The 24,681-nt window shown below is 38.2% G+C and carries 19 protein-coding genes; 7 read left to right on the forward strand and 12 right to left on the reverse strand.

Annotated elements, in window-relative coordinates; translation table 11 throughout:
• Positions 1–106: 106 nt before the first annotated feature.
• Together RGQ13_RS19365 and pdxR are read right to left on the reverse strand one after the other, a co-directional pair.
• On the reverse strand, positions 107–952 hold the full coding sequence (locus tag RGQ13_RS19365) for a carbon-nitrogen hydrolase family protein (protein WP_348391372.1): 846 nt from the start codon (positions 950–952) through the stop codon (positions 107–109).
• A gap of 138 nt (positions 953–1,090) precedes the next feature.
• Positions 1,091–2,902: a MocR-like pyridoxine biosynthesis transcription factor PdxR gene (gene pdxR, locus RGQ13_RS19370; RefSeq protein ID WP_348391373.1), complete on the reverse strand. Its 1,812-nt coding sequence runs from the start codon at positions 2,900–2,902 to the stop codon at positions 1,091–1,093.
• A 213-nt stretch (positions 2,903–3,115) separates the two neighbouring features.
• Here pdxR and RGQ13_RS19375 point away from each other — a divergent pair, with 213 nt between their 5' ends.
• The 3 genes from RGQ13_RS19375 to RGQ13_RS19385 all read left to right on the forward strand — a co-directional run bounded on the left by RGQ13_RS19375 (position 3,116) and on the right by RGQ13_RS19385 (position 10,042).
• A complete protein-coding gene (locus RGQ13_RS19375; protein ID WP_348391374.1) occupies positions 3,116–4,831 on the forward strand; it encodes a serine hydrolase family protein in 1,716 nt (571 codons plus the stop codon).
• A gap of 113 nt (positions 4,832–4,944) precedes the next feature.
• Entirely contained in the window at positions 4,945–7,155 is a 2,211-nt protein-coding gene (locus tag RGQ13_RS19380) for an acylase (RefSeq protein ID WP_348391375.1), read from the forward strand.
• 205 nt (positions 7,156–7,360) lie between these two features.
• Positions 7,361–10,042, forward strand: coding sequence for a leucine-rich repeat domain-containing protein (locus RGQ13_RS19385; protein WP_348391376.1), 2,682 nt, complete (start codon positions 7,361–7,363; stop codon positions 10,040–10,042).
• 109 nt (positions 10,043–10,151) lie between these two features.
• Here RGQ13_RS19385 and hmpA read toward each other — a convergent pair whose 3' ends face one another.
• From hmpA to RGQ13_RS19400, 3 genes are read right to left on the reverse strand one after another with little or no spacing between them, the layout of a single operon-like run.
• Positions 10,152–11,333, reverse strand: coding sequence for an NO-inducible flavohemoprotein (gene hmpA / locus RGQ13_RS19390; RefSeq protein WP_348391377.1), 1,182 nt, complete (start codon positions 11,331–11,333; stop codon positions 10,152–10,154).
• Positions 11,334–11,378: 45 nt separating this feature from the next.
• Positions 11,379–12,608, reverse strand: coding sequence for an NnrS family protein (locus tag RGQ13_RS19395; RefSeq protein ID WP_348391378.1), 1,230 nt, complete (start codon positions 12,606–12,608; stop codon positions 11,379–11,381).
• Positions 12,609–12,881, reverse strand: coding sequence for a hypothetical protein (locus RGQ13_RS19400; RefSeq protein WP_348391379.1), 273 nt, complete (start codon positions 12,879–12,881; stop codon positions 12,609–12,611).
• A gap of 179 nt (positions 12,882–13,060) precedes the next feature.
• On the opposite strand from RGQ13_RS19400, the gene norR reads away from it, so the two are divergent.
• Positions 13,061–14,650, forward strand: a complete 1,590-nt coding sequence (norR, locus tag RGQ13_RS19405) for a nitric oxide reductase transcriptional regulator NorR (RefSeq protein ID WP_348391380.1) — start codon at positions 13,061–13,063, stop codon at positions 14,648–14,650.
• Between the two features lie 34 nt (positions 14,651–14,684).
• Here norR and RGQ13_RS19410 read toward each other — a convergent pair whose 3' ends face one another.
• The 3 genes from RGQ13_RS19410 to RGQ13_RS19420 all read right to left on the reverse strand — a co-directional run bounded on the left by RGQ13_RS19410 (position 14,685) and on the right by RGQ13_RS19420 (position 18,915).
• Positions 14,685–16,340: an FMN-binding glutamate synthase family protein gene (locus RGQ13_RS19410; RefSeq protein WP_348391381.1), complete on the reverse strand. Its 1,656-nt coding sequence runs from the start codon at positions 16,338–16,340 to the stop codon at positions 14,685–14,687.
• Positions 16,341–16,801: 461 nt separating this feature from the next.
• Positions 16,802–17,851 (reverse strand): DUF1214 domain-containing protein, encoded by a 1,050-nt coding sequence (locus RGQ13_RS19415; protein WP_348391382.1) that lies wholly within the window; start codon positions 17,849–17,851, stop codon positions 16,802–16,804.
• A 32-nt stretch (positions 17,852–17,883) separates the two neighbouring features.
• Positions 17,884–18,915, reverse strand: a complete 1,032-nt coding sequence (locus RGQ13_RS19420; protein WP_348391383.1) for a DUF1254 domain-containing protein — start codon at positions 18,913–18,915, stop codon at positions 17,884–17,886.
• A 230-nt stretch (positions 18,916–19,145) separates the two neighbouring features.
• Between RGQ13_RS19420 and RGQ13_RS19425 the strand changes: the two genes are divergently transcribed.
• Complete coding sequence (locus tag RGQ13_RS19425; protein ID WP_348391384.1) at positions 19,146–20,090, forward strand: LysR family transcriptional regulator; 945 nt, start codon at positions 19,146–19,148, stop codon at positions 20,088–20,090.
• A 25-nt stretch (positions 20,091–20,115) separates the two neighbouring features.
• On the opposite strand, the gene RGQ13_RS19430 is transcribed toward RGQ13_RS19425, so the two are convergent.
• Positions 20,116–21,006: a LysR family transcriptional regulator gene (locus RGQ13_RS19430; RefSeq protein ID WP_348391385.1), complete on the reverse strand. Its 891-nt coding sequence runs from the start codon at positions 21,004–21,006 to the stop codon at positions 20,116–20,118.
• Positions 21,007–21,109: 103 nt separating this feature from the next.
• Here RGQ13_RS19430 and RGQ13_RS19435 point away from each other — a divergent pair, with 103 nt between their 5' ends.
• Entirely contained in the window at positions 21,110–21,724 is a 615-nt protein-coding gene (locus RGQ13_RS19435; protein WP_348391386.1) for a LysE family translocator, read from the forward strand.
• A 112-nt stretch (positions 21,725–21,836) separates the two neighbouring features.
• Here the strand turns inward: RGQ13_RS19435 and RGQ13_RS19440 are convergent, their stop codons facing one another.
• From RGQ13_RS19440 to RGQ13_RS19450, 3 genes are read right to left on the reverse strand one after another with little or no spacing between them, the layout of a single operon-like run.
• Complete coding sequence (locus RGQ13_RS19440) at positions 21,837–23,021, reverse strand: BaiN/RdsA family NAD(P)/FAD-dependent oxidoreductase (protein WP_348393439.1); 1,185 nt, start codon at positions 23,019–23,021, stop codon at positions 21,837–21,839.
• Positions 23,022–23,032: 11 nt separating this feature from the next.
• Entirely contained in the window at positions 23,033–23,560 is a 528-nt protein-coding gene (gene ftnA / locus RGQ13_RS19445) for a non-heme ferritin (protein ID WP_348391387.1), read from the reverse strand.
• 17 nt (positions 23,561–23,577) lie between these two features.
• Positions 23,578–24,051: a peroxiredoxin gene (locus RGQ13_RS19450; RefSeq protein ID WP_348391388.1), complete on the reverse strand. Its 474-nt coding sequence runs from the start codon at positions 24,049–24,051 to the stop codon at positions 23,578–23,580.
• Between the two features lie 135 nt (positions 24,052–24,186).
• Between RGQ13_RS19450 and RGQ13_RS19455 the strand changes: the two genes are divergently transcribed.
• The gene (locus tag RGQ13_RS19455) at positions 24,187–24,675 is read left to right on the forward strand and encodes a LabA-like NYN domain-containing protein (RefSeq protein ID WP_348391389.1); all 489 of its coding nucleotides are present in this window, start codon (positions 24,187–24,189) and stop codon (positions 24,673–24,675) included.
• The last annotated feature ends 6 nt before the right edge of the window (positions 24,676–24,681 follow it).

Here is a 24,681-nt window from a genome sequence, read left to right on the forward strand (position 1 = left end):
GTTGTTGTTTTTTTAGCCTGTTTAGAGATTATCCCAGTCACCTTCATTCTAGTAGTACCAGTTTAAATGATGCTATTGGTCCAGTTCTCTACAGTTCTTATTATATTTATGATTTTTGAATGATCAACTCACCCAATCTGTTTAGTTCTTTGTTTTTATTTGAATTTTCTTTATATATTGGATAATCAATAGAATTATCACGAAAACTTTTCAGTGGTTGACCTAACCCATGCAAGCCTCGTTTTCGATCACGACGTACACGCTCGAAATCGATTTCAATAGGGAATAATTCCGGATTCTCTCCGGCTTGATGAATCACCTTTCCATCAGGCCCAACGACAATAGATTGGCCATTACCAAGTTCACCTGCAGCGTTCACGGCAAGAACATAGCATTGATTAGTTGCAGCGGTGGCTTGCGCCATAATAAGCTCGACAGGACGATCGATAGTGCCGGTTAAGGTTGGGTAAATTAATACTTCAGCGCCTTCACAAGTAAGTGTTCTGGCAACTTCCGGAAACCATAAGTCGTAACATATAGCGACGCCTATACGACCTTGTGGCACATCAAACACGACAAACTCACCGCCCTCTTTAATACCTGATTCATAAGGATAAAATGGATATATTTTGCGGTATCTATTAACAACTTCGCCATGATTATTAATAACTGGAGTAGTATTATAAATACCTTCAGGAGTTTGCTCGTATAAGCTGCCAGGTATTAGCCAAACATTATGTTCTCTAGCTAATTGACAATAAAATATCTCGGCATCACTAGGTAGCTTTTCTGCATATTTTTTTTCAGGGCCAAAACTGCAAAGCTCACTTAGCACAATCATATCTACCCAAGGAAAGCGCTTTTTAGTTTTTACGATTTCGGTACCAATAACCTCTAGGTTATCACCGCATGGTAAAGCAAGTTGTAGTCCAGCAATGGAAAAATGACTCATGGAAATACTCTCAAAAATAAGCGTGTAAATAAATTGTTATTATTGTTGCTTATTTAAACTACAGAGAGTTGATGCTTTACATTAGTACCAGATTAAATAAAACTATGGGTCCAGTTTTATTGGATTGAAGTGCAATTTTTAACTCTGCTTTATTTCTAACTCACGTACGAAGCGATAGTGCTTATCGAACCATTTCATTTGCTCACCGTCGATGATCACATAAAAACCTTTCAGCTCACCATAGCCCCAAAGTTTCCACTGACGATAATACATACCATTTTCTATCCACCAACGTCCGCTATCAACTTCTTGATCTTCGCCGCCAGTTCGCCCCAGCATAGAACCGTTGGCTTTTAGCTCTATAGTACAAGGTACGCCATAAACCATCTGACATTCTAAAATAGAATTCGGCAGCAGTTTCTTCAATGATTCCTGGTCTAGTAAGCGCCCTTTCGCATTGGTCAATTTCTCTTCATATTCTGCCGTTAACTGATGAATGAGCTCAGCAAGTTTGCTCACACCGTCACGAATTTTATCATTTGGGATACTAGTAACGCCCATGCGAAAGCAATTTTCAGGGGCATTAGAATAAGAAAAATAACGTTTTACCGGTTCAATCAAGATGCCTAATTCGGCCGCTTTCTTACGCAAATATTCACCATCAAGTTGTTTAGGCCCGGTGATCCAATAAGCTGTTCCCCCCTGAATGGGCCCTGTATCTATACAATTTGGTAAATATATATTTAATGCTTCTCGTAACGTCAGCCAGCGTTCAAAAAAAACTTTATGCAAATGCATCATATATGAGTCGTAATAGCCTAAAGAGAGGAAATACGCGACAGCTCGTTGATTATTGAGCGGAGGATTCCGCAATACGAGTTTACGTATTTTCTTTAATTCAGTTATCACAGCAGAATCTGCAACGATAAAGCCAATTTGAACGCCAGATGCTAATACTTTAGACAAACAAGACACATACACAACTCGGTTATCTTGATCTAAGCTCCTTAATGCAGGATGTGGTTGACCAAGAAAGTTACTCTCAAACTCAAAATCATCTTCAATAATCAGTAAATCTTTTTGTCGTGCTTTGCTGAGTAATTCATCTCGTCGATCCATCGACATAGTGATACTTGTTGGAGTTTGATGGCTAGGCGTAGTATAGATAATATCGCAATCATCTAAGCTCTCATCAACCACTATACCTTTATCGTCTAGCGGTTGATAAATGATGTTAGCACCTTGGTGTAATAACAAATCCCGCATTTCAGGATAACCCGGCTCTTCAACCGCAATCGCTGTGTTTTTATCGACAAAAAGCTGAGTGATAAGATGCAAAGCTTGCTGTGTGCCAACAGTGATTAAAATTTCATCTTGGCTTGCTTGAATACCACGACGAGGCAAAATTTTTGTTCTAATTTCATCAAGCAACATTGGGTCGTCGTCGTCGCCATACAATTCAGACCAATGGTAAATTTCATTAGTTGCATTTGCCTTACTGTTCGCTTCACGCCACTCTTTGACTGGATAGAGAGAACTATCATATTTTCCATCAATAAATGGATAAGGGAATTTACGCCAGTTTGCCGGACAAGACTTCGCATTAGTTACAGCTAGTGCACCTTTAAATCGATGTTGATTATTTCCCGCTTTAGCATTAAAACTAGTTTGTTGCTCAATATGATCGACTCGACCCTGATCAACATTTTCGCTAACATAAATACCACTACGCTCACGTGACTCTATATATCCTTCATCAAGTAAGGCCTGATAAACTAAAACCACAGTATTTCTTGAAACGGACAACTGCTGAGCCAACTTCCGTGATGATGGCAATTTGGTACCAGCAGCAAAAGAACCAACCAAGATCCCTTCCACCAATTTTTGACGTATTTGACTTTGCAAACTGTCATCTGATCTTGCATCTATGTGGATTAATCTGCTAATCATTTTAACGTTTTATTATCATTCTATTATTTATATTTTATTAACCTAACCTAAAAAAGCACTAGGCAACAAGTTTTTTGTAGGACCTTTATACAAATTAATCTATGCTTTAACTGGTGCTACAGGCTTCACTCTTTTGGCTCTATTAATTAAGTATCATAGTAATTATTATCAATTTATATAAGCATAGATTGCTCCCAGACATTGGCCATAACTTTGAAAAAATTTACTTATTTGTTGATCGTTACTGCTTTAATCCTTTTTGCTTTTGGAAAGTTTAATACTCCGCAATTACAAAAATTAACTCGCAGTGAAGCTAGCTATACGTATCTGATGAGCGATAACGATCAAACGTTTTCAACCGCTGCATTTACAGCAACTGAAATGGCAACTCCAAGCAATTCCTTTTCAGGCCATTTACGCATCTCAGGTAAGCCTGTATTTAGTAAAAACTATGGCGTAATTGGCGATTTTCCTAAGGGCTATACAGTATGGCCTGAGTTTGATTACGAATTTATTCAAGAAAGTAACCGGTTGATACCTGTAGATAGAGGGCATGGTTTTATTGGCAATGGTGCATGGTCTATTACTGCCGGAGTTGGTGCAGTTTGGGATGAAGTCGATGACAAAGGTTTTTCACGGGCAGCGTTTCCATACACCATTAAACAAAATAATAGCAATTGTGAGCATAATGGTTTGGCAACATTCTTGTTTAAAGATGATGGTTCTATATCGAATGTGCATGTGCAAAATGTGGCTGAAACTTGTATTTTTGTTGGCTTCGAGTTTTATGGCACCTTATCCGCAAACTATGACGCTCATTCAGTAAGCAATGCTCACCAGGTTATCAGCGAGCGTAATATCGAAGAAGCGAATTGGATACCAACAAAACCTCTGGCCGATTTAGCGAAAGATTTTCCCGGTGTAGATATCAATAATTATGCTTATGCAATTGATGCTGACGACCTTAATGGCTATAGCATTTTAGTTGATGGCATAAGTTACATCGATGGCTGTACAACTCGTTATGGCTTGCACCCTTACTGCATGGACAAAACCGTTGGGGTATATTCTTTTACTAAATCAATTCATGCTTTTATGGCTGTGGCCGCTTTAGAATTACGTTATCCCGGTTTTAAAAGTCTGTTAATAAAAGACTTAGTACCCGAATGCCAAAATGATAATCGTTGGCTAGGAGTTACCGTAGAACATGCCTTAGATATGACTACAGGCAATTATAAGTCTGCAGATTTTCAAGTTGATGAGAGTAGCAGAGAAATTGTTACTGGCTATTTTATCCCAACAACTCGTAAACAAAGAGCAAAGTTTTCTTGTACTGCTTGGCCTAGAAAAGTCCAACCAGGAACGCATCACGTTTACCACACCACAGATTCCGAATTAGTCGGCTACGCTGTGGCAAAATTTGCCAAGGAAAAGTTAGGTAACAATAGTGAAATGTTTAACGATATTTTGTTGCCTATTTATAATGCTATTGGCTTAAGCCATTATATTCGAGGTATTCAACGAACCAGTGATACTAATGATGCATGGGGTGGGTATGGATTATCACTCACATTAAATGATGTAGTTAAAGTAGCAAAATTCTTACGCGATGATGCGATCAGCAGCGGTTTATTAGACCCAACTATGATTAAAGAAGTGCTTAGCGCAAATCCACATGGCTTATATGCGCACATGCCCAATCAAAACTATGACAATGGATTTTGGCGTTTTCATGTCGGTGTGGCAACCAAAATGAGTGCATGTGGTAGCAATACTCAAGTTCCTGCTATGTCTGGATTTGGTGGCAATAAAATGGTTATTTTACCGGAAGTAATAATCACCCAATTATCGGACGGTGGAAGTTACAAGACAGCAAAAACCATCGATGATATTTTTTCTCATATAAGTAATGTTTGTCCAAAAAGCTAATTTAGTTTATTTCTATGATAGCGCGTATGATTATTTGCGTTCTATCACTTCTTGAAATACCAATACATTGCCGTTAGTCTTAACCCATATTTCATTGAAGGATTCTGCCTGCTATGTCCATGTTGCCTCAGTTAAAACTCATTCCATTTATCATTCTCAGTTTAATCATTGCTCTAACTGGTTGCTCTCCTGTTGAAACAGAACAAACCAATACAGAACGTTGGGAAAGCCAAGCGAAAACTATAACCATCATGCGTGACGAATGGGGCATTCCGCACGTGTACGGCAAAACTGATGCTGATGCAGTATTTGGTATGGTGTATGCGCAAGCCGAAGATGACTTTAACCGCATCGAAATAAATTATTTAAATGCCATGGGGCGCTTAGCCGAAGCAGAAGGTGAGTCGGCTCTTTATCGTGATTTACGGATGAAGTTGTTTATCAACTCTGAACAGTTGAAAAAACAGTTTGAGATCAGTCCTGAACCAATGAAGAAACTCATGGTTGCCTTTGCTGACGGTTTAAATTATTACTTGCACAAACACCCGGAAGTTACGCCTAAAGTGATCACCCATTTTGAACCTTGGATGGCTCTATCATTTACCGAAGGCTCTATCGGAGGCGATATCGAAAGAGTAAATTTAGCTGATCTGGAAGATTTTTATGAAGGCAATAAGTCTGCGAGTTTAGCGATGAACAAGCCTTTCCCACATGCAGAGCCAACTGGCTCAAACGGTTTTGCCATTGCGCCAAGCAATAGTGCTACAGGTAATGCATTACTCTTAATTAACCCGCACACTTCATTTTACTTTCGCGCAGAAATGCATATGGTTAGCGAAGAGGGTTTAAATGCCTATGGCGCAGTAACGTGGGGCCAGTTCTTTATTTATCAGGGCTTTAATAGCAAAACCGGTTGGATGCATACATCAAGCGGCGCCGACGCCATTGACTGGTATGAAGAAGATATCGTTAAAAAAGATGATGGCGTTTATTATCGCTACGACAATGAGTTGAAAAAACTTACATCAAAGGTAATTGATCTGCCTTATAAAACCGATAAAGGCATGAAAACTAAGCAAGTAACCGCCTACTTTACTCATCACGGACCCATTATAGCCGGCACTGATAATAAATGGCTCAGCATTAAACTAATGAACGAGCCCGTTAAAGCATTACAACAATCTTATTTACGCACCAAAACTACAGATTACGAAAACTATAAAGAATCCATGCGCTTTCATACCAACTCATCAAACAATACTGTTTATGCCGACAATAGCGGCAACATTGCGTATTTTCATGGTAATTTCATTCCTAAACGCGACACAAACTTCAATTGGAACAAACCAGTTGATGGCAGTAACTCGGCAACAGAGTGGCAAGGGTTACATAGCATTGAAGAAACGGTTGGTATTTTAAATCCGCCAACGGGTTGGTTGCAAAATACCAACAACTGGCCTTATTCTGTAATTGGTGAAGCTAGCCCTAAGCAAAGTGACTTCCCTAGCTATATGGCCACATTCCCAGAGAATTATCGAGGTATTAATGCAGTACAAATATTGAAAGATAAAAAAGACTTCACCATCGATAGTCTAATTACAGCGGCCTATGATCCACACCTTGCTGCATTTGACGCATTATTACCGGTATTATTTGAGCAATATGAATTATTAAAAGATATTGAAAAAACTGTATTTAATCAGCAAATTGAATTACTTAAAGCATGGGATAGAAAGTCCAATATTGACAGTAAAGCAACGTCGTTAGCCATATTTTGGGGGCGAGAATTACGAGAACAAGCATTAGCTGATGAACAAGGCCTAGCGAGCTATAAAGCTAGAGGTATTACTTTTGATCAGTACATGTTAGAAGTTGCTAATAATATCGGCATACAAAGCTTGAAGGTTGCCGCTCATAAACTTACATCATACTTTGGTCAATGGGATACTCCTTGGGGTGAGATAAATCGCTTTCAGCGTTTAACTGGTGATATCGTGCAGCCATTTGATGATTCAGAGCCGAGTTATCCTGTTGGCTTCGCCTCTTCACGTTGGGGATCTTTAGCCGCATATGGTCAACGTACTTTCAACAACACCAAAAAGATTTATGGTACCCGCGGCAACAGTTTTGTTGCAGTAGTTGAGTTTGGCGACAAGGTAAAAGCAAAAGCTATTACTGCTGGTGGTCAAAGCGGAAATCCAGAATCTCCACACTTTAATGATCAAGCCGAACTATATTCTCAAGGTAAATTACGAGCAGTTCATTATTATCTTGAAGATGTGAAAAAGGCGGCAAAACGTAGTTATTATCCTGGGGAAAATTAAACTAAGTGCTTTTTTACTGCCTTGAACAATTTGGATTTTCTCTATTCAATTATACTATTTCGGCTGACAAATCACATAAACATTGGAGTATATGAACTTATATAAATAATACATAAAAATTTAATAACTATTTGATAAATATTAAATTGTTATTTATTTAAGGCACTGACATATTGGACATTCCAAATTTGTACAAAGGATTGTCATGCCTAAAGCTCTTAATTTCAAAAGCATATTTTGCTTCACCTTACTTTTCCTAGTAACCGCTTGTGGAGGTTCAGAATCGAACAGTAAAGCTGAACCTCAACAAATTTTAATCGATACTGATGGCGATGGGATCAGTGATGATAATGATGCCGACATTGATGGCGACAGCGTATTAAATGATGATGACGCATTTCCGTTAAATTCAAAAGAGTCTGTGGATACCGATGGTGACGGTATCGGAAATAACGTCGATACCGACATTGATGGCGACGGCGTATTAAATGATGATGACGCATTTCCGTTAAATTCAAAAGAGTCTGTGGATACCGATGGTGACGGTATCGGAAATAACGTCGATACCGACATTGATGGCGACGGCGTATTAAATGATGATGACGCATTTCCGTTAAATTCAAAAGAGTCTGTGGATACCGATGGTGACGGCATAGGAAATAATGCCGATACTGACATTGATGACGACGGCGTATTAAATAATGATGACGCACTTCCGTTAAATGCAACAGAGTCTGTTGATACCGATGGTGACGGTATCGGTAATAATACCGATACTGACATTGATGGCGACGGCGTATTAAATAATGATGATGTATTTCCGTTCAATTCAACAGAGTCTGTTGATACCGATGGTGACGGCATAGGGAATAACGCCGATACTGATATTGATGACGACGGCGTATTAAATGATGATGACGCACTTCCGTTAAATGCAACAGAGTCTGTTGATACCGATGGTGACGGTATCGGTAATAATACCGATACTGACATTGATGGCGACGGCGTATTAAATGATGATGACTTATTTCCTCTAGATGCAACAGAGTCTGTTGATACTGATGGAGATGGTATCGGTGATAATAGTGATCATTATCCAAATGATCCTGACTATTACTTGGTTCCAAGTAAAATAAGTGAAGTGAAAATTTTCGATGTAAACTTTGCTCAATGTCTTGCTGAACAATACCCTGAGGATACGAACCTAACTGCGGTGACTACTTTAAGATGTTACGGGTATGGTATTTCTGATATCCGTGGTATTGAAGAATTTAAATATATAGAGCATCTTAGTTTCTTAAAGAATGAACTAGTTGATTTGTCGCCTATTAATAATTTGATTAGTTTGAAAATTTTACAAGTGTCAAACAATCAAGTTGAAAATCTATCACCTATTAAAAACCTGATTAATTTAGAAAGGCTAGATGCCTATGGCAATGAAATTGAAGATATTAGTGTACTGGCTAATTTAGAAAATTTAAGAACTCTATACACATCTTCTAATCAGATTTCCGATGTATCGCCTTTGGCTGAATTAAAGCATTTAAAGTTTGTAAGCTTACAAGGCAATAATATCAGTAATTTATATCCACTGTTAAATTACAACACCCCTATCGAAACTCTGAATGTTGGAAATAACCCAATTTTTTGCGAACTAGATGTCAAGTTTTACAGTGTGGTACGTCAATATGCTGGTTTATCCTTCAGTAATGAAGATTGTGTAGCAGATATTGACTCGGATGAAGATGGCATTTATGACTACGCCGAAAACTATTATGGTTTGGATGCCAACAATGCTAGCGATGGTTTAATGGACTTAGATGAAGATGGTTTATCAAATTTGCAGGAGTTCAAGTTAGATACGCGTATTGATTTAGCCGATACCGATGGTGATAACGTTAACGATCTTGATGATTACTACCCCTTAGACGAACAATTTCAGTTAGCTCCTATTCAAGTAAAAGATTTAAGTTTCCTTGACCCTAATCTAGACCAGTGCATTAAAAATAAATTTTACGGCGAAATGCTTTTAACCGATATAACAACTATTGAGTGTCATAGTAAGGTAATAATAAATCTTCGCGGTCTCGACAAATTATATCTTGGCAGTGGCTTTACTTCGCTTAGTTTAAAAGCAAACCGTATTAAAGATGCTTCTCCCCTAGCCATAATGAGTGATCTAACCTATTTGTCTTTAGAAAATAATTTGATTGATGATCTTCGCTTTGTTGAAAACCTAACCGAGTTGGCTGATTTATCTTTAGAATCAAATCGATTAGAAGATATTACCGAATTAGCAAATTTAGTTAATTTAGGGGTTTTGAATTTAGAAAGAAATCAAATCTTTGATATCAGTCCTCTAGCCGATTTGGAGTTCTTAAATATTCTTAATTTAAACAGTAATAGAATTTCTTCTCTACCCAACATTTCAGGCTTAGTTAGCTTATCAGGGTTGTATTTGGCCGGGAATGATATTACTAATATTGAAAGCTTATCTTCTCTGACCACCTTAACAAGTCTTGGTTTGGGTATGAATTTTGACCTGGGCTATACGGCGGACGCTCTTGCTCCTTTATCAGGGTTGGTTGAATTAACAGAATTAGGCTTATATGCCAACCATGTGTCTGATATTAGTGCATTATCGACATTAAACAAACTTACCTATTTGTATATCAATAAAAATCAGATTAGTGATATTAGCGCATTAGCGGCAATGGAAGATTTAATTTACCTTGATTTTAGTGAAAATAATATAAGTGATATCTCAACAGTGATCTCTCTGGCTGAGTCTTTTGAAATGCTTGATACGGTTGTATTGTTTACTAATCCCATACCGAGTGAAGATAAAGAAACATTAAGAGCACTGGTTGATACTGTAAGGTACTAATTATTATCCATGTGAACAGTATCAACGAAGCGCGTAAATCTTAGTAAAACAAAAAATTCCCTAGCAAGTGCTAGGGAATTTTTCTTTTTAACGTACTAAAATGTAACGTCTAAAGTGCAGCGTGCGGACCAAATACTTCGTAATGCACTCTATCTTCGCTAACCCCTAAAGTAAGCAATTGTTGTTTGGCAAACTGCATAAATGGAATAGGGCCACATAAATAAAAATCACCATTACCCAATGGTAAATCTTGCGTTGATAAATCCATTACCCCATGACCAATATTCTCATTGTCACTTTCTTCATTACGATACCAAGTGAACTGTTGCCAAGGGTTATCAGTGGTAAGCTGTTGCACTCGCTGAGCAAATGAGTGTTGCTCTGAGTTTTCACAAGCATGTAAATAATGAACTTTTTCATCGTATTTATCAGCAGCTAAAGTCTCTAAAATAGATTGCATCGGCGTTATACCAACACCAGCAGAAAGCAGTACTACAGGTGCTTTTCTATCAACGAAGTAGAAGTCTCCTGCTGGAGCATATAAATTAACTTCATCACCTACATTTAAGCCATCGTGTAAGTAATTTGACACCACTCCAGGTACACCATTAACCTCACGTTTAACTGAAATGCGATAGGTTTTACCATTTGCGGCCGTTGACAATGAATATTGACGGATCTCTTTGTACTCAGCGCCCGTTGGCGTTACTTCTACGCCAAGGTATTGGCCTGGAACATAGTCAATAACAGGCTGACCGTCGACCGGCGCGAACACAAAACTTTTCACCAATTCAGACTCAATATTTTTCTCTTTGATAACAAATTTTCGCGTACCAGCCCAGCCGCCAAAACTTGCTGAGCGTAATTTATAAAGTTCACTTTCGCGTGAGATAAAAATTTGCGCTAAAAATAAGTAAGCTTGGGTCCAGGCATCTTCAACGTCAGGTGTAAATGCTTCTGTCGCTAATTCGCGCAGTGTTTCAATTAAGTGCATGCCAACAATTTCATAGTGCTTTGCCTGAATATTAAAACTGGTATGTTTTTGCGCAATACGTTCTACTGCGGTAGTTAATGCCGCTAGATTATCAATATTTTTTGCATAGGCTGCTATCGCCTCAAATAACGCGACTTGTTGGCGACCAGTATGTTGATTAGACATATTGAAAATATCTTGCAGTTCAGGGTTTTGAGAAAACATTCTTTTATAAAAATGGTTGGTAAGCGCTGAGCCGGCATTTTCTAATAAAGGGATGGTACTTTTTATGATGCTAATATGTGCGTCTGTTAACATGAATACTCCGAAGTATTGTTAGTAGTAATGTAAATAATAAAAAAATTAAGATCTAGGTTTTGATAAAATTGGGCTATAAATAGTTAAAAAGATCACACTGGCGAAAATCCACAAAGTGGTACTTAGGTGCCAAGCGAGTTGGTACTCTTGTATTAAAGGTAGAAATACTCGAACAAGTGCGGCAGAAAAAATAAGTATGAAGCTAATAGGAACAGCTTTATGAGTTTTTAAAGCTCGACCAGTATGACCAAGTGATACTCTACTCATCATGGCAATAATCATTAATGCCATAGCGCCTATCGTTATTAAATGTAGTGCATCATTAAATTGCAGGTAAGGTTGTAAGTAACTTGAACCTAGAAGAATTAAACCAAAGCCTAAACAAAAATAAGACAAATGCAGTGACCATAGCAATGGCACATTAACGGTTACCGTGCTGTGCCAAAAGGCTAAGCGAACTATATGCAACAGGCCACTTGCTATCATCAAAACAGCAGGTGTAAAAGGCAAACTGATAAACTTCCCAACGAAAAATACACTAATGCCAGCAATAGAAGTCACTAGTAACATAGGCGTTAAGAAAAACGGCGTGGTTATTTTTCCTATACGAGTTGCAGCTGTAGTAAAAAATGGAATAACACGACCGCCCATAATACCCATCATTAAACCAAACATTAGCACTACTGTTTTGGCAAAATGCAACGATAAGTCAGTCCTGCCATTTAAATCAAAAAGCAGCACGCCTAAATTCAGTAACATCAATGCACTTAATAGCGGGATAAATAAGTAATTACGACGATTTTTTGCCTTTAATGTGAGTTTGGCAAAAACGCTTATTACACTCAACCACCAAACAGATTGCAGTATTACACCTAAATAAACCGAGTTACTGGAATTTACTAGTAAACAAATACGCACTAAAAACCACAACACCAACAAAGCGATTACAGGTAAACCTTTAATACTAGCTTGGCCCGTCCAAGTTTGAACAGCAGTTAATATAAAGCCAACGGCAACCGTTGCGCCAAAAGCAAACAACATTTCATGTACGTGCCATACCGTTATTGATAATTCGCCGTTAAGAAAACTAATATTGCCACTTAAGTGTGCAGACCACAGAGCAAGAGATACCATTGAAGCTAATACTGCGCACAAGAAAAATGAGCGAAACGGTAAATCAAATAAAGCATGTTTTGTTAACTTGGTGAATGTACTATGTTGACTGTTAGCATCATGCTGCAGTTGTTGTAATTCAGGGTCATTAATAGAAATCATTTAAAAAACTTTCACTCCAAAAGCGTGTAATGCAACACAACGTAGTACGTAGCCAATTTTTAATAAACCGGCGAAAACGATAGTGGCAATATGCGCTGAAATTTGTGTTGGAATACCAAAGCTATCTTCAAAACCAAAGGTTATTGCAATGCACATCGATACAATGATTAAAGATGCCACCATCAACCAATTACCCACGACTAAACATTTTTGAAAATTTAGAGCATTGTCAATTTGTGGCAGTTGGTTTGCGATATAAAATTGTGAGTACATGGTTTATTCCAGTGTTGTCCTAGTACTCTTTATATTGCAAACACAATGCCAACTTACTAACTGCATGTTTTTTTAAGGATTTAAATGGAAGGGCAACACATATTGAGTCATAATGACACTGTTATATTGATGTCATTTTGACACTCATGTATCATTAGTGAAGTTCTCTGGAGATTGTCATGAATGAAATAACCTCAAATGCACTGCTGCAGCTTGCGATTGATTTAACTAACAGCGTGAGTTCGAATGATCGATTCGATCGTTTACTTGATACCGTAAGAAAAACTATTGCCTGTGATGCGGTGGCCTTACTCTCATTTCATCATGATTTATTGAAGCCAATCGCTCAACAAGGGTTAACTAAAGACACATTAGGCAGACGATTCTATATTAAAGAACACCCTAGATTTGAAGTACTTTGCAATTCATCCACTGCAGTGAGGTTTTCGGCAGATAGCACTCTACCTGATCCTTATGACGGTCTACTTGCTGACAGAGAAGGTGATTTACCTGTGCATGCGTGTATGGGGATACCATTGTACTTTAACGATAAATTATTAGGTTTACTCACCATAGACAGCCTAACCCCACATGTATTCGATAATATTCCAAGCAGAACATTAGATGTAATCACTTCAATCGCTGCTAACACTCTTAATACTGCCTTACTGCTTGAACAACTGGAAAGCAGAGCCATCCATAATCAAAAAGTTGTGAACGAACTCACTCAAGAAGCATTAAAAAGAGACGGAGGTGAAATTATTGGCTACAGCGCCAGCATAACTAGACTAAAGAATGAAATAAAAATAGTGGCGCCCTCAGATTTTAATATTTTGATCTATGGTGAAACAGGCGTGGGAAAGGAGTTGGTAGCAAGAACACTGCATCAGCAGTCCAATAGAGCAACAGCACCTTTAGTTTATGTTAATTGTGCAGCTCTTCCTGAAAATTTAATTGAAAGTGAGTTGTTTGGTCATATTAAAGGTGCGTTTACCGGCGCCGAACAAAATCGAGCTGGTAAATTTTTAATTGCCGATGGCGGAACCTTGTTCCTAGATGAAATTGGCGAACTACCACTCAGCGCACAGAGTAAGATATTGCGAGCAATTCAAAACAATGAAATACAACCCGTAGGGCAGGATAAAGTAGAACAAGTTGACGTACGTATATTCGCGGCGACGAACCGAAATTTAAAAACAGAAGTTGATGCGGGGCGTTTTCGCGCCGATTTATATCATCGCCTAAGTGTGTATCCGGTCACCGTTGAACCACTACGTGAACGCGAAGGTGATATTGTATTACTGATTGGTTACTTTATCGAAAACACTAGGCGCAAATTAGGCATCGTGCAATTAAAAGCTTCGCTAGACGCGATTACCTATTTGAGTAATTATGATTGGCCTGGCAATGTAAGAGAGTTAGAGCATGTGATTAGTCGCGCAGCTTTAAAAGCGAGTGCACGCCAAAGAAATGCAAGTGTCGTAAACATAGAAAAGCAGGACTGCGGAAGCTTACTCAGTTTATTAAAAAAAGATTTGCAGGGTAATGTAATCGACACCGCGTTAAGCTCTGTTTCAGAACAAATGGTCGAAGAAAATATTAACCTAAGAGAGGCTACAGAAAATTTTCAGCGTAGGTTAATAACTAAAATATTAACAGAAGAAAACGGCAATTGGGCAGCAACTGCCAGACGTTTATCTACCGACAGAGGCAACTTAAATAGAGCGGCAAAACGTTTAAACATACAGGTGACTAAAGTCGTTAATTAGCAATTAATTACAGCTCATTAATTTAACACTTTAATCATTTACTTTTAGTGTGCTGTGTTCTTATTTCTGCGGGGGTAATGATATAAACGTCATCCGCATAAAAGGTCTCACTACTGGCTTGGTGCCACCATTTCTGCCAAATTCCATCTTCTTTGGAGTCTGTTAATAAGCTCTGTTCAGCAAGTGGCTCAACCAGGCCACCAGTAGACATCAGCAATCCATAAGGTGTACGTCGTTTGACCATATTAGGCGTAAGTTTAACCGGGTCATCTAGTCCCATACTGCCGACTAATTCAAAAAAGCTTTCTAAGGTATTGTGATGGAAATTACGTACTCGCTCACTTTTCTCCGTCACGTTAATTGCTTTACTACGTACAGGATCTTGTGTAGCAATGCCGGTTGGGCATAAATTGGTATTACAATGTCGAGTTTGAATACAACCTATCGACATCATCATGGTTCGCGCAGCATTAACTGTATCTGCACCGACGGCAATTTTAGATAATAAATCAAAACTCGATGCCGTTATGCCAGAGCCGATGATTTTAATTTTATCGCGCAAGCCGATCCCGGTTAATGCATTATGTACGAAGTTAACACCTTCAAGGCAGGTCATGCCAAGACGATTAGCAAATTCAATTGGTGCAGCACCCGTGCCGCCTTCAGCGCCATCAACAGTAATAAAATCAGGATAAATTCCCGTTTCTAACATTGCTTTACATAACCCAAGAAACTCGACAGGATTGCCAATACATAATTTAAATCCTATTGGCTTACCTTCACTTAAATCACGTAGTGTTTTAACAAAGTTTAGCAACGCCTTAGGCGTTGTACATTCAGGGTTGATTGCAGGAGAGACGCAATCTTTACCTTTTTTAATGTGACGAATGGCGGCAATTTCATCGGTTATTTTAGCCGCGGGTAATACACCACCATGCCCTGGTTTTGCGCCTTGTGAGAGTTTAATTTCTATCATTTTAACTTGTGGTTTATTGGCCATTATTGCAAAAGTGTCAGGGTTGAAGTTGCCTTCATCATCTCGACAGCCAAAAAATCCGGAGCCAATTTGCCAGACCAAATCGCCGCCATGATTAAGATGATAAGGACTAGCGCCACCTTCACCTGTATTATGAAAACAGCCGGCCTTTTTCGCCCCTAAATTAAGTGCTTCAATGGCATTTGCACTAAGAGATCCAAAGCTCATCGCCGATATATTTAAATAAGACACTAAGTATGGTTGCAGGCAATCAGGCCCTCCAAAAGTCACTTTCTGAGCTTGTTCTTGCACTGTTTTTGGGTGCATTGAATGAAATAAACTAAGGTAGTTTTCTTCTACTAAATTTCTCTGCGTACCATAGCCAATTGTATCTCTAACATTCTTTGCACGTTGATAAACGAGTGAACGTTGCTCGCGGTTAAATGGACGTTCTTCAGTGTCGTTGGCAATGAAATACTGCTGAATTTCAACTCGGTATGACTCAAGAAAATAACGGATATAAGCGACTACTGGATATAAGCGATTCAGAGTATGCTTACTGTAAAACTGATCATAATATCCCACGATGGAATAAAGCAAAGTAATCGTAATAAATACAAACTCAAATACGCCAGCATTATTAATAAATAACACAAATGCGATAAGGTTACCGACAGTTGCAACAAGCCAGTAAAATTTCTGCATTATGGTCATAAGCTTTCCAATATTTAATTAACAGTATGCTAATAGTTTAGAAAAAAATCAGATAATTACGAATTTATATAAGACATCCAATCTCACTTCCTGAGCTTTCAAGACCGATTAAAGCCGTTAAATAATTGTAGATGAGCCACTTCACCAAATAGCAATAAAATATCTCGTCCATTATCTAAGACTGGATTGAAATAAAACTAAATTGCTTTGTTGTTTATCGGTGTTGGAGATATCTCCTTCAAACGCTCGGGTTTGAAATTTAAAATGCAAGCTCGCTAACGCTGATGTTGGGTTGGCGAGTTCTTTAGCAACTTCGTCGGTAGAGCTACCTTGCTGTGCATTAGCCGTTAGGTGTAAAGCACAGAGTAAAGTGAGTAACGCTATTTTTCATGTCTTTTCTCTATAATAAAATCGGCATATTCATAATAAATATGCCGATTAATTCAAACATTTAGTAAAAGTTACTTAACTTCTGTTGCCGCAGGGAATGTCCATTCACCCGATAAAATAGCTTCTCTCGGTTGATATAAACGTATGGTGTAATTCCAACCTTCAGTAATATCGATGTTATTGATTGCACCTTTGTTACCAAAGTTAATAGTGACGCTACCGTCCGCGTTTTTCTCAGAGGTCACGCCATTAAGTACGTTGATTCCTGCTTCATTTTTAGTGTAATAGCCATCTTTGTTATAAACACTAATTGACCAAAATGCATCAACAGGCACGTCTTTAACCGTTAAAGAATATGGCGTTTTACCATCATTTTTTGCAACGGTAACACCTTCATAAATTGCATCTTTTTCAGGCAAACCACCCCAACCGTAAGCAGCGCCATACTTGTGTAACGTAGGGTCAATTTCTTTAATATCACCAAAGAATCCACGAGTTGTTGGCAATTTACTGGCCAGTGCATTGTACTTAGAACGCATCGCAGTTAAACTTTTTGCGTCGTACGTAGGTACTGAAAACTCGCCAATATTAGCTTGTTTATAGGTAATGGCATTTTGCAGTTTATGTGCTTGCGCCAAGCTAGCTTCATCCGCTGGATCGACAAACGTACGAATCGCTAAAAAGACATAGCGGCTGCCAATGCTTTCTTCGCTTAACGTGTGAGTACCTTCGTAAAACGAAGTGATAGAGTGATCTTGGCTAATAGACATTAGCGATTGATACTTACCTTCGTTATTTGGCATGGTAATGGTTAACGGACTTGATAAGTCAAATACACCAAAAGAATAAATGGTATCCAAGTTGGCACGCACAGTTATTTGATTGTCTAAATCATATAAACCGCGGTTGTGATGAAGCTTACCAAAAGCGCCCAAGGCTTTTACGTATTTGGCAAATTGTTCATTCGAATCGGCACGAATAAAGTTTTCATCATTAACCATAATTTCTGACGCTTGATTAACTGTTGCGTCAGAATTTACTGTCGCATGTGAAAAAGAGCTGGCAACAGTTGCAAGCGTTAATGTTGCTGCAACCATAGAGTTTATAAGTAATTTATTCATTAGAGTGTCCTAAAATATATTAATTTAAAATATTACTTTACGTGTTTAAGTGGTTGCCATTGACCTGATTGCACCAATGGAGATGGACGATAGGCGCGCATAATTGCATTCCAAGTGCCAGTGTCGTTGTTAATGTTAATGTTGTTTTCTTGACCGTCACAACCAAATCTAACCGTATAGGTACCATCTGCGCTTTTAACGGCATTGTAGGAGTTTATGTTGTTAGGTGTGAATAAAAATCCGTTTTTGTCGTACACAGTAATAGACCAAAAACCACCACTGTTTTGCGGGTCTTCAAACGTGGTTGATTGACAGCTAAAATCAGTAGAATCAGGACGCATAGACCAAACATTGTCTCTTTTTTGACCACCAGCCCAGCCAATAGCAGCGCCTACTTGGCGTGCTTCTTCATTAACCACACCTTTAACGTTAAACATGGTTAGTGGGTCATGTTTACCAGTCATGAATTCGGCAAGTAATTCTTTATGGGTTGCCGCAAGCGATGCTTTGTTATAATTAATCGGCGTATAAGGCTTAGCCGAATTTGCATTAATTTTGATTTGCTCTTGCAGCTTGCTGATCAACGCTGTTTCTTCATCGGTTCCTGTTTCTGCAGCGATTCTGATTAACACATAAACATAATCAGTGTTTTGCGGAATGTCGTAGGTGCCAGCGCCATATTCAGCAGGGTAAATATAATGGTCCGCATCAACAAACTGTAAACTCATGAATCGTTCACCCACTTCTGGCAAGGTAACCGTTGCGCCTTCTGACACATCGACTACACCCATGGTATAAACCGTATCTTGGTTCATACGAATAACCGGTTGGTTATCAACCTGAGTAGTACCGTTGAATCTATCTAGTTTATTAACGCCGCCAGTATTTTTTACCTGAATGGCAAACTGGCGCGACGTTTCAATAGTTGGATAATTTTCTTTAGTAACTGTCACCGCAGTTACATCTGAGCTTATTACTGTAGTTTGTTCTTTTGAGTCGCTCGCGGAACATGCCGACAGAGATAAACTGGCGATAATAATTGAGCTTAATAATAATTTATTCATAAAAATTTAGTTCTCTTTAAAAATGTTGTGGTTTGCGATTGTAAGCACCATCAAACTTCAATTTTATAAAGTATTCATATGCTTAATTAAACTTTCGGTAATCTTATTGAAAGTTGCCAATCGAGATTTCGAGGAAAGTATAAGAAAACTTTTGATATAACTGAAATGACATTTTTAAATATATGGTATACGATAAATAGATATCATATTTTTTATGTAGGGCATTTACGATGCGCAGCATTGAACAACAATTGTCTCGTTTAGATTTAAACTTACTGGTTTCTCTTAGTACATTACTTAAAGAGAGAAATGTTTCCAGGGCCGCTGAGAAGTTATATTTATCTCAGCCGGCAATGAGCAGAGCCTTAAAAAAGTTACGAATAATGTTTGATGACCCGCTATTTCATCGCGAAACTTCAGGGTTGCGACCAACGGTTAAAGCTCAAGAACTAGAAATTGAGCTCGCGCAATTATTAAATTCAATTAGAGACTTTATAGAGGGTGACGAGTTTAAACCTAAAAATTGTACTAAAACATTTAACATTTCAATACCTTCATTAATGAGCTACCCCTTATTATTGCCACTAATAAATGAGCTCGAGAATTTAGCCCCTAAAGTAGTTATTGCCCAACACTCCTCAAGCAATACTACCGGTAAAGAGTTAGAAAATGGTACCTTAGATTTTTCTATACATGTTCATAATATCAATGAAGATAGTTTTTCATCCACTTTTCTAGGACAGGTATACCCGGTGATTATTGCCAGAAAAGGGCACCCATTAACTAAACTTAAAGACATTAAAATAGAAGATTGTTTGCAATATAAATTTGTAGATGTTGTTTATGATAACCCTAATGAAAAGCCGCTGCAAAACCCGGCGAAACGTTTTTTAGAGGAGCACAATTTACAACTTCGTATTGCGATGAAAAGTGGGCAGTTAAGCTTTCTTACCGAAGTTATGAAAAACTCAGATCATTTATTAATTTCTAATCATTTTTTACTGCAATCAGCTGATTTAAAAAAGGATTTCACTCATGTTTATACTATGTATGAGAGTATGTATGCAGTTAATGTTTATTTAATTGACCACCAAAGAACCCATAACAATAAAGCCCATCTTTGGTTTAAGCAAGTGCTAATAAACTCACTTAAAGCAACCATATTAAGCTCGTAAAAAATGACGCTAGAAAATGATTATGTTACTGCCGCGCTTGCTCACCTACAGTTGGTATACATTGCGAAATCTCGCTCTTAAGCCATTGGATAAATTCCGTTTCTAACGCATCCGTGCTGGTGTGTTGTTGACTAAGAATTATGTAGCTATTTCCTGACGGGACAAAACCAAAAGGAGCTATTAATTTGCCTCTTTTAAGATCGTCAGCAACTAATGGGTAAGAGCCTAAAGCGGCCCCTAAACCATCTACGGCTGCCTGAAAGCAAAAATAAAAATGCGCAAACGTTTGATTTGAATTCTTTAACAGAGATAACTGTTTCGATTTAGTGATCCATTGCAGCCAAGCATCGGATCTGGTATCACTATGGATTAATTTAATTTCTTTAAAATCATCTTTTACCTGCTGCCAGTACTCAGGTGAAAACACAGGCCCCACCCATTCATCGACTAAATGTTGTTTTCTATAATTTTGCGTTAATGCAAAATCATCACGCCTGATCGCCAACGACAATTCATTATCAGCTAAAGTAACTGGGCCACCTGAGGTAGACAGCCGGATGTCAGAGTTGGCGTGTGTTTGGTAAAAGTCAGACATGCGCGGCATCAACCAGCGCATGGTCAATGTTGGTTCACAAGAAATGTTCAGATAATTATTTTTTACTTCAGAGAGTTTGTTAACACCTGTTGTTAGTAGTTGAAAAGATTGCAACGTGTAGGATTTAAGTATCCGACCTTTATCCGTTAATGATACCTTTCGGCCTTGTCGGTGAAAGAGCTTTACCGATAAAAAATCTTCCAAGTTTTTGATCTGTTTGCTCACCGCACCGTGGGTTATGCATAACTTGTCTGCTGCTTCACTAAAATTTGCTGACTCTGCGGCAACATCAAAAACATGAAATGCTTTTAAATGATTCATCTTGTAGTTTTACTCACACTTAAGGTGATGATTATTCGATTATAGAAACCACCAAGAAAATATACAATAGCGGCTCATAATTAACATCATCATTGGAACATCTATGGAAATTTTAAGTCTTGCCATTGTCGGGCTATTAATTGTTATCAGCCCTGGCGCTGATTTTGTCTTAGTTTTAAAAAATAGCATCAACTCTAACCGCAAAGCTGGGATCTTAACTGCAATTGGGATCAGCCTTGCTATTGGCGTGCACATAACTTATTCGATGCTAGGTTTAAGTTACTTAATTTCACAGAGTGAGCTAGTGTATAGTGCAGTAAAATATGCGGGGGCAGCTTACTTAATATATTTAGGTGTGACAGGGATTTTAACCGCGGATGAAAAGCTAGCAACGCTAGAGGTAGGTGCACCTACAGCAAAACCACTGCAATTTATCTCACAAGGTTTTTTATGCAATATGCTCAACCCAAAAACAATGTTATTTTTCATTAGTTTATTTAGTCAGCTTATTTCAAACAATTCGAACGACAACCACTATGCACTAGGCTACGGAATTTATATCGCATTTCTTCATTTTGCCTGGTTTAGTATTGTTGCAATAATATTTACAGCAAAATCTCTACAAAATCACATTTTAAATATGAAAAAAAGGTTAAATCAAGCTTGTGGGTTAGGCTTAATTTCATTTGGAGTGGTTTTAGCAATTAACACATATTAGTTTAGCAACTAAGAATAATGATGGCAGTAAATTAATAGAATAACCTGCTCCATCCAATTTTTTCTAGTAAAAGAACTGGATGGATAAGGTTTAAATTAGTGATTAATAATAATCAAACAACCTGCCCTGCTGCCCAACCACTAGACCAAGCCCATTGGAAGTTATAACCTCCTAACCAGCCAGTTACGTCAGCTACTTCGCCAATAAAATATAAACCCGGAGACTTTTTGCTCTCCATAGTTTTACTTGATAGCTCATCAGTATCAACACCACCTAAAGTGACTTCAGCTGTTCGATAGCCTTCAGTACCATTAGGCTTGATTTGCCAATTATGGAAATAATCAGCAATGTCTTTAAACTCTTGATGGTTTAATTGATTCATCGGTTTATCAGGCAGTTCTTCGGCGGCATATAAACGTTCAATCAACCGTTTAGGCAGCAAATGACTTAACGCTGTTTTTAAAGCTCGTTGTGGGCTTTCTTGACGAATATCTTGTAAGCGTTGTTCTAGGTCATAATCAGGAATTAAATTGATACTTACTGATTGACCCGCTTTCCAGAAAGAAGATATTTGTAAAATTGCCGGGCCAGATAATCCACGGTGAGTAAATAAAATGTTTTCTCTAAAACTGGTGGTGTCTTCGCTGGTAACAATACTATCGACACTAATACCCGATAAACCATCGAAGCGCTGCTTGTCTTGATCTTGCAAGGTGAAAGGAACTAAAGCGGCACAAGTTGGTAATACGTTTAAACCAAATTGTTCGGCAATTTTATACCCAATTGGAGTAGCGCCAAGTTTTGGCATGGTTAAACCGCCGGCGGCAACAACTAACGATTGGCACTGAAAATCTTTGCCATTAGTTGTTACAATATAGCCTTCGTCAGTTTTATTTACTTTATAAACTTCTGATTGTAAGTGAATACCCACTCCGGCCCAGTCACACTCAGTTAGTAATATATCAACAATATCATGTGCCGATTCATCACAAAACAACTGCCCTAAAGTTTTATGATGATATTCCACACCATGACGCTCTACCATGTCGATAAAATCGTATTGAGTGTAACGACTAAGTGCAGATTTAACAAAGTGGGGATTGCTACAAAGGTAGTTGCTTGGCTCGGCATGTTGATTAGTAAAATTACAACGACCGCCACCACTAATAATGATTTTACGGCCAGGCTTTTTACCCATATCAACTACGGCAACACTGCGCCCACGGTAACCGGCATTAATAGCGCACATAAGGCCAGCCGCGCCGGCCCCTATGACTAAAACGTCTACTTTTTCCAGTGACACCTTTATTACATACCTGGTTCAGGTACAGCTGAAGTTGAACCTTGTTTGGCCATTTCAGCAAGATCTTTATCAACAAAGAATAAGGCGTGACCATCGTTGCCAACCAATTCAATTTTGTCAATAATGCTTTTAAACAGGGTTTCTTCTTCATGTTGCTCAGAAACAAACCATTGTAAAAAGTTGAAGGTAGAATAGTCTTGATTGGTAAATGCAAAATGAGCTAAAGAGTTAATTTTTTCAGTAATTAAGCACTCATGTTCATATGTCGCCTGAAATACATCTACTAGCGATTTAAATTCATGCGGCGGAGCTTCAATAGCACCTAAAATTGGCATAGAGCCAGTTTCACTCACATAAGTAAAAATACGGTTCATATGCTGCATTTCTTCAATAGCATGCTTGTGCATAAATGCAGCCGCGCCTTCAAAGCCTTTATCTTCACACCAGGCACTCATTTGCAGGTATAAATTTGATGAATAAAACTCTAAATTAATTTGGCTGTTTAATTGGTCAACCATTTCTTTTTTCAACATAACAATCTCTTTATTTTCTAAAGTACGGCAAGTACGCTTTCAGCTTTACTTACTTCAAATTCTTTCGGTGCTTCGATATTTAAATGAGTAACTACGCCATTTTCGATAACCATAGCATACCGTTGTGAACGTATACCACCAAAACCGGCAGTGTCCATTTCTAAGCCTAATAGCTTGGTAAAACTACCATCACCATCAGCTAACATCATTATGTTTTCAGCATTTTGGGCATTTCCCCATGCTTCCATAACAAAAGCGTCATTTACTGATAAACAAATAATTTGGTCAACGCCCTTGGCCTTGAACTCATCAAATTTTACTACGTAGCCAGGTAAATGCGATACCGAACACGTTGGTGTAAATGCACCTGGTACAGCAAACATCACTGTTTTTTTATTGGCAAATAATTCGTCAGTGCTATGGTTTTCCATACCACTCGCGGTTAATTGTTGTAATGTTCCTGCAGGAATAGTGTCGTTAACTTTGATCATGAGTAACCTGTATATTTGGAAGATAGTTTAAATATTTTATCATCAAGATTATAAGACGAATATTGCCATTTGTCTGAATTTTTATAATTAATCGAGTAAACTAGATCCCAACCAATCTAAACATTTGAAAATTTAATGCCTGAAGCCAATGGAAAAACAGTCGCCATTTTTGTCGATGTACAAAATATTTATTATACCTGCCGCCAAGGTTTTAACCGCAGCTTTGACTATAATACGTTTTGGGCATATGCTGGTGCTAATCATCAAATTATTAAAGCCAATGCGTACGCGATAGATTCAGGCAATGAAAAACAGCGCCAATTTCAAAATATATTAAGAGCGATTGGCTTTGAAGTGAAACTTAAACCATACATTCAACGCAAAGATGGCAGTGCGAAAGGCGATTGGGATGTAGGAATAACGTTAGATGCGATTGAATATGGGCCTAAAGCCGACAAAGTCATTTTGTTGTCAGGTGATGGTGACTTTGATTTATTGGTAAATAAACTGCGTAGTAAATTTAAATGTGAAGTAGAAGTAGTTGGGGTTGAACAACTTACCGCAAATTCATTACTAATAGCATGTGATAAATTCACCCCTATCAATGGCGACTTATTGCTGTAAAGAAAC

This window comes from Thalassotalea psychrophila (genome assembly GCF_031583595.1).
GTDB lineage: Bacteria > Pseudomonadota > Gammaproteobacteria > Enterobacterales > Alteromonadaceae > Thalassotalea_A > Thalassotalea_A psychrophila.

Excerpts from the sequence above, each read along its gene's own strand:
- RGQ13_RS19435 (WP_348391386.1), top strand. The coding sequence starts at position 21,110 with ATGGAAATTTTAAGTCTTGCCATTGTCGGGCTATTAATTGTTATCAGC.
- ftnA (WP_348391387.1), bottom strand. The coding sequence starts at position 23,560 with ATGTTGAAAAAAGAAATGGTTGACCAATTAAACAGCCAAATTAATTTA.
- RGQ13_RS19430 (WP_348391385.1), bottom strand. The coding sequence starts at position 21,006 with ATGAATCATTTAAAAGCATTTCATGTTTTTGATGTTGCCGCAGAGTCA.
- RGQ13_RS19425 (WP_348391384.1), top strand. The coding sequence starts at position 19,146 with ATGCGCAGCATTGAACAACAATTGTCTCGTTTAGATTTAAACTTACTG.
- norR (WP_348391380.1), top strand. The coding sequence starts at position 13,061 with ATGAATGAAATAACCTCAAATGCACTGCTGCAGCTTGCGATTGATTTA.
- RGQ13_RS19415 (WP_348391382.1), bottom strand. The coding sequence starts at position 17,851 with ATGAATAAATTACTTATAAACTCTATGGTTGCAGCAACATTAACGCTT.
- RGQ13_RS19420 (WP_348391383.1), bottom strand. The coding sequence starts at position 18,915 with ATGAATAAATTATTATTAAGCTCAATTATTATCGCCAGTTTATCTCTG.
- RGQ13_RS19400 (WP_348391379.1), bottom strand. The coding sequence starts at position 12,881 with ATGTACTCACAATTTTATATCGCAAACCAACTGCCACAAATTGACAAT.
- RGQ13_RS19385 (WP_348391376.1), top strand. The coding sequence starts at position 7,361 with ATGCCTAAAGCTCTTAATTTCAAAAGCATATTTTGCTTCACCTTACTT.
- RGQ13_RS19380 (WP_348391375.1), top strand. The coding sequence starts at position 4,945 with ATGTCCATGTTGCCTCAGTTAAAACTCATTCCATTTATCATTCTCAGT.
- RGQ13_RS19455 (WP_348391389.1), top strand. The coding sequence starts at position 24,187 with ATGCCTGAAGCCAATGGAAAAACAGTCGCCATTTTTGTCGATGTACAA.
- pdxR (WP_348391373.1), bottom strand. The coding sequence starts at position 2,902 with ATGATTAGCAGATTAATCCACATAGATGCAAGATCAGATGACAGTTTG.
- RGQ13_RS19450 (WP_348391388.1), bottom strand. The coding sequence starts at position 24,051 with ATGATCAAAGTTAACGACACTATTCCTGCAGGAACATTACAACAATTA.
- RGQ13_RS19395 (WP_348391378.1), bottom strand. The coding sequence starts at position 12,608 with ATGATTTCTATTAATGACCCTGAATTACAACAACTGCAGCATGATGCT.
- hmpA (WP_348391377.1), bottom strand. The coding sequence starts at position 11,333 with ATGTTAACAGACGCACATATTAGCATCATAAAAAGTACCATCCCTTTA.
- RGQ13_RS19365 (WP_348391372.1), bottom strand. The coding sequence starts at position 952 with ATGAGTCATTTTTCCATTGCTGGACTACAACTTGCTTTACCATGCGGT.
- RGQ13_RS19410 (WP_348391381.1), bottom strand. The coding sequence starts at position 16,340 with ATGACCATAATGCAGAAATTTTACTGGCTTGTTGCAACTGTCGGTAAC.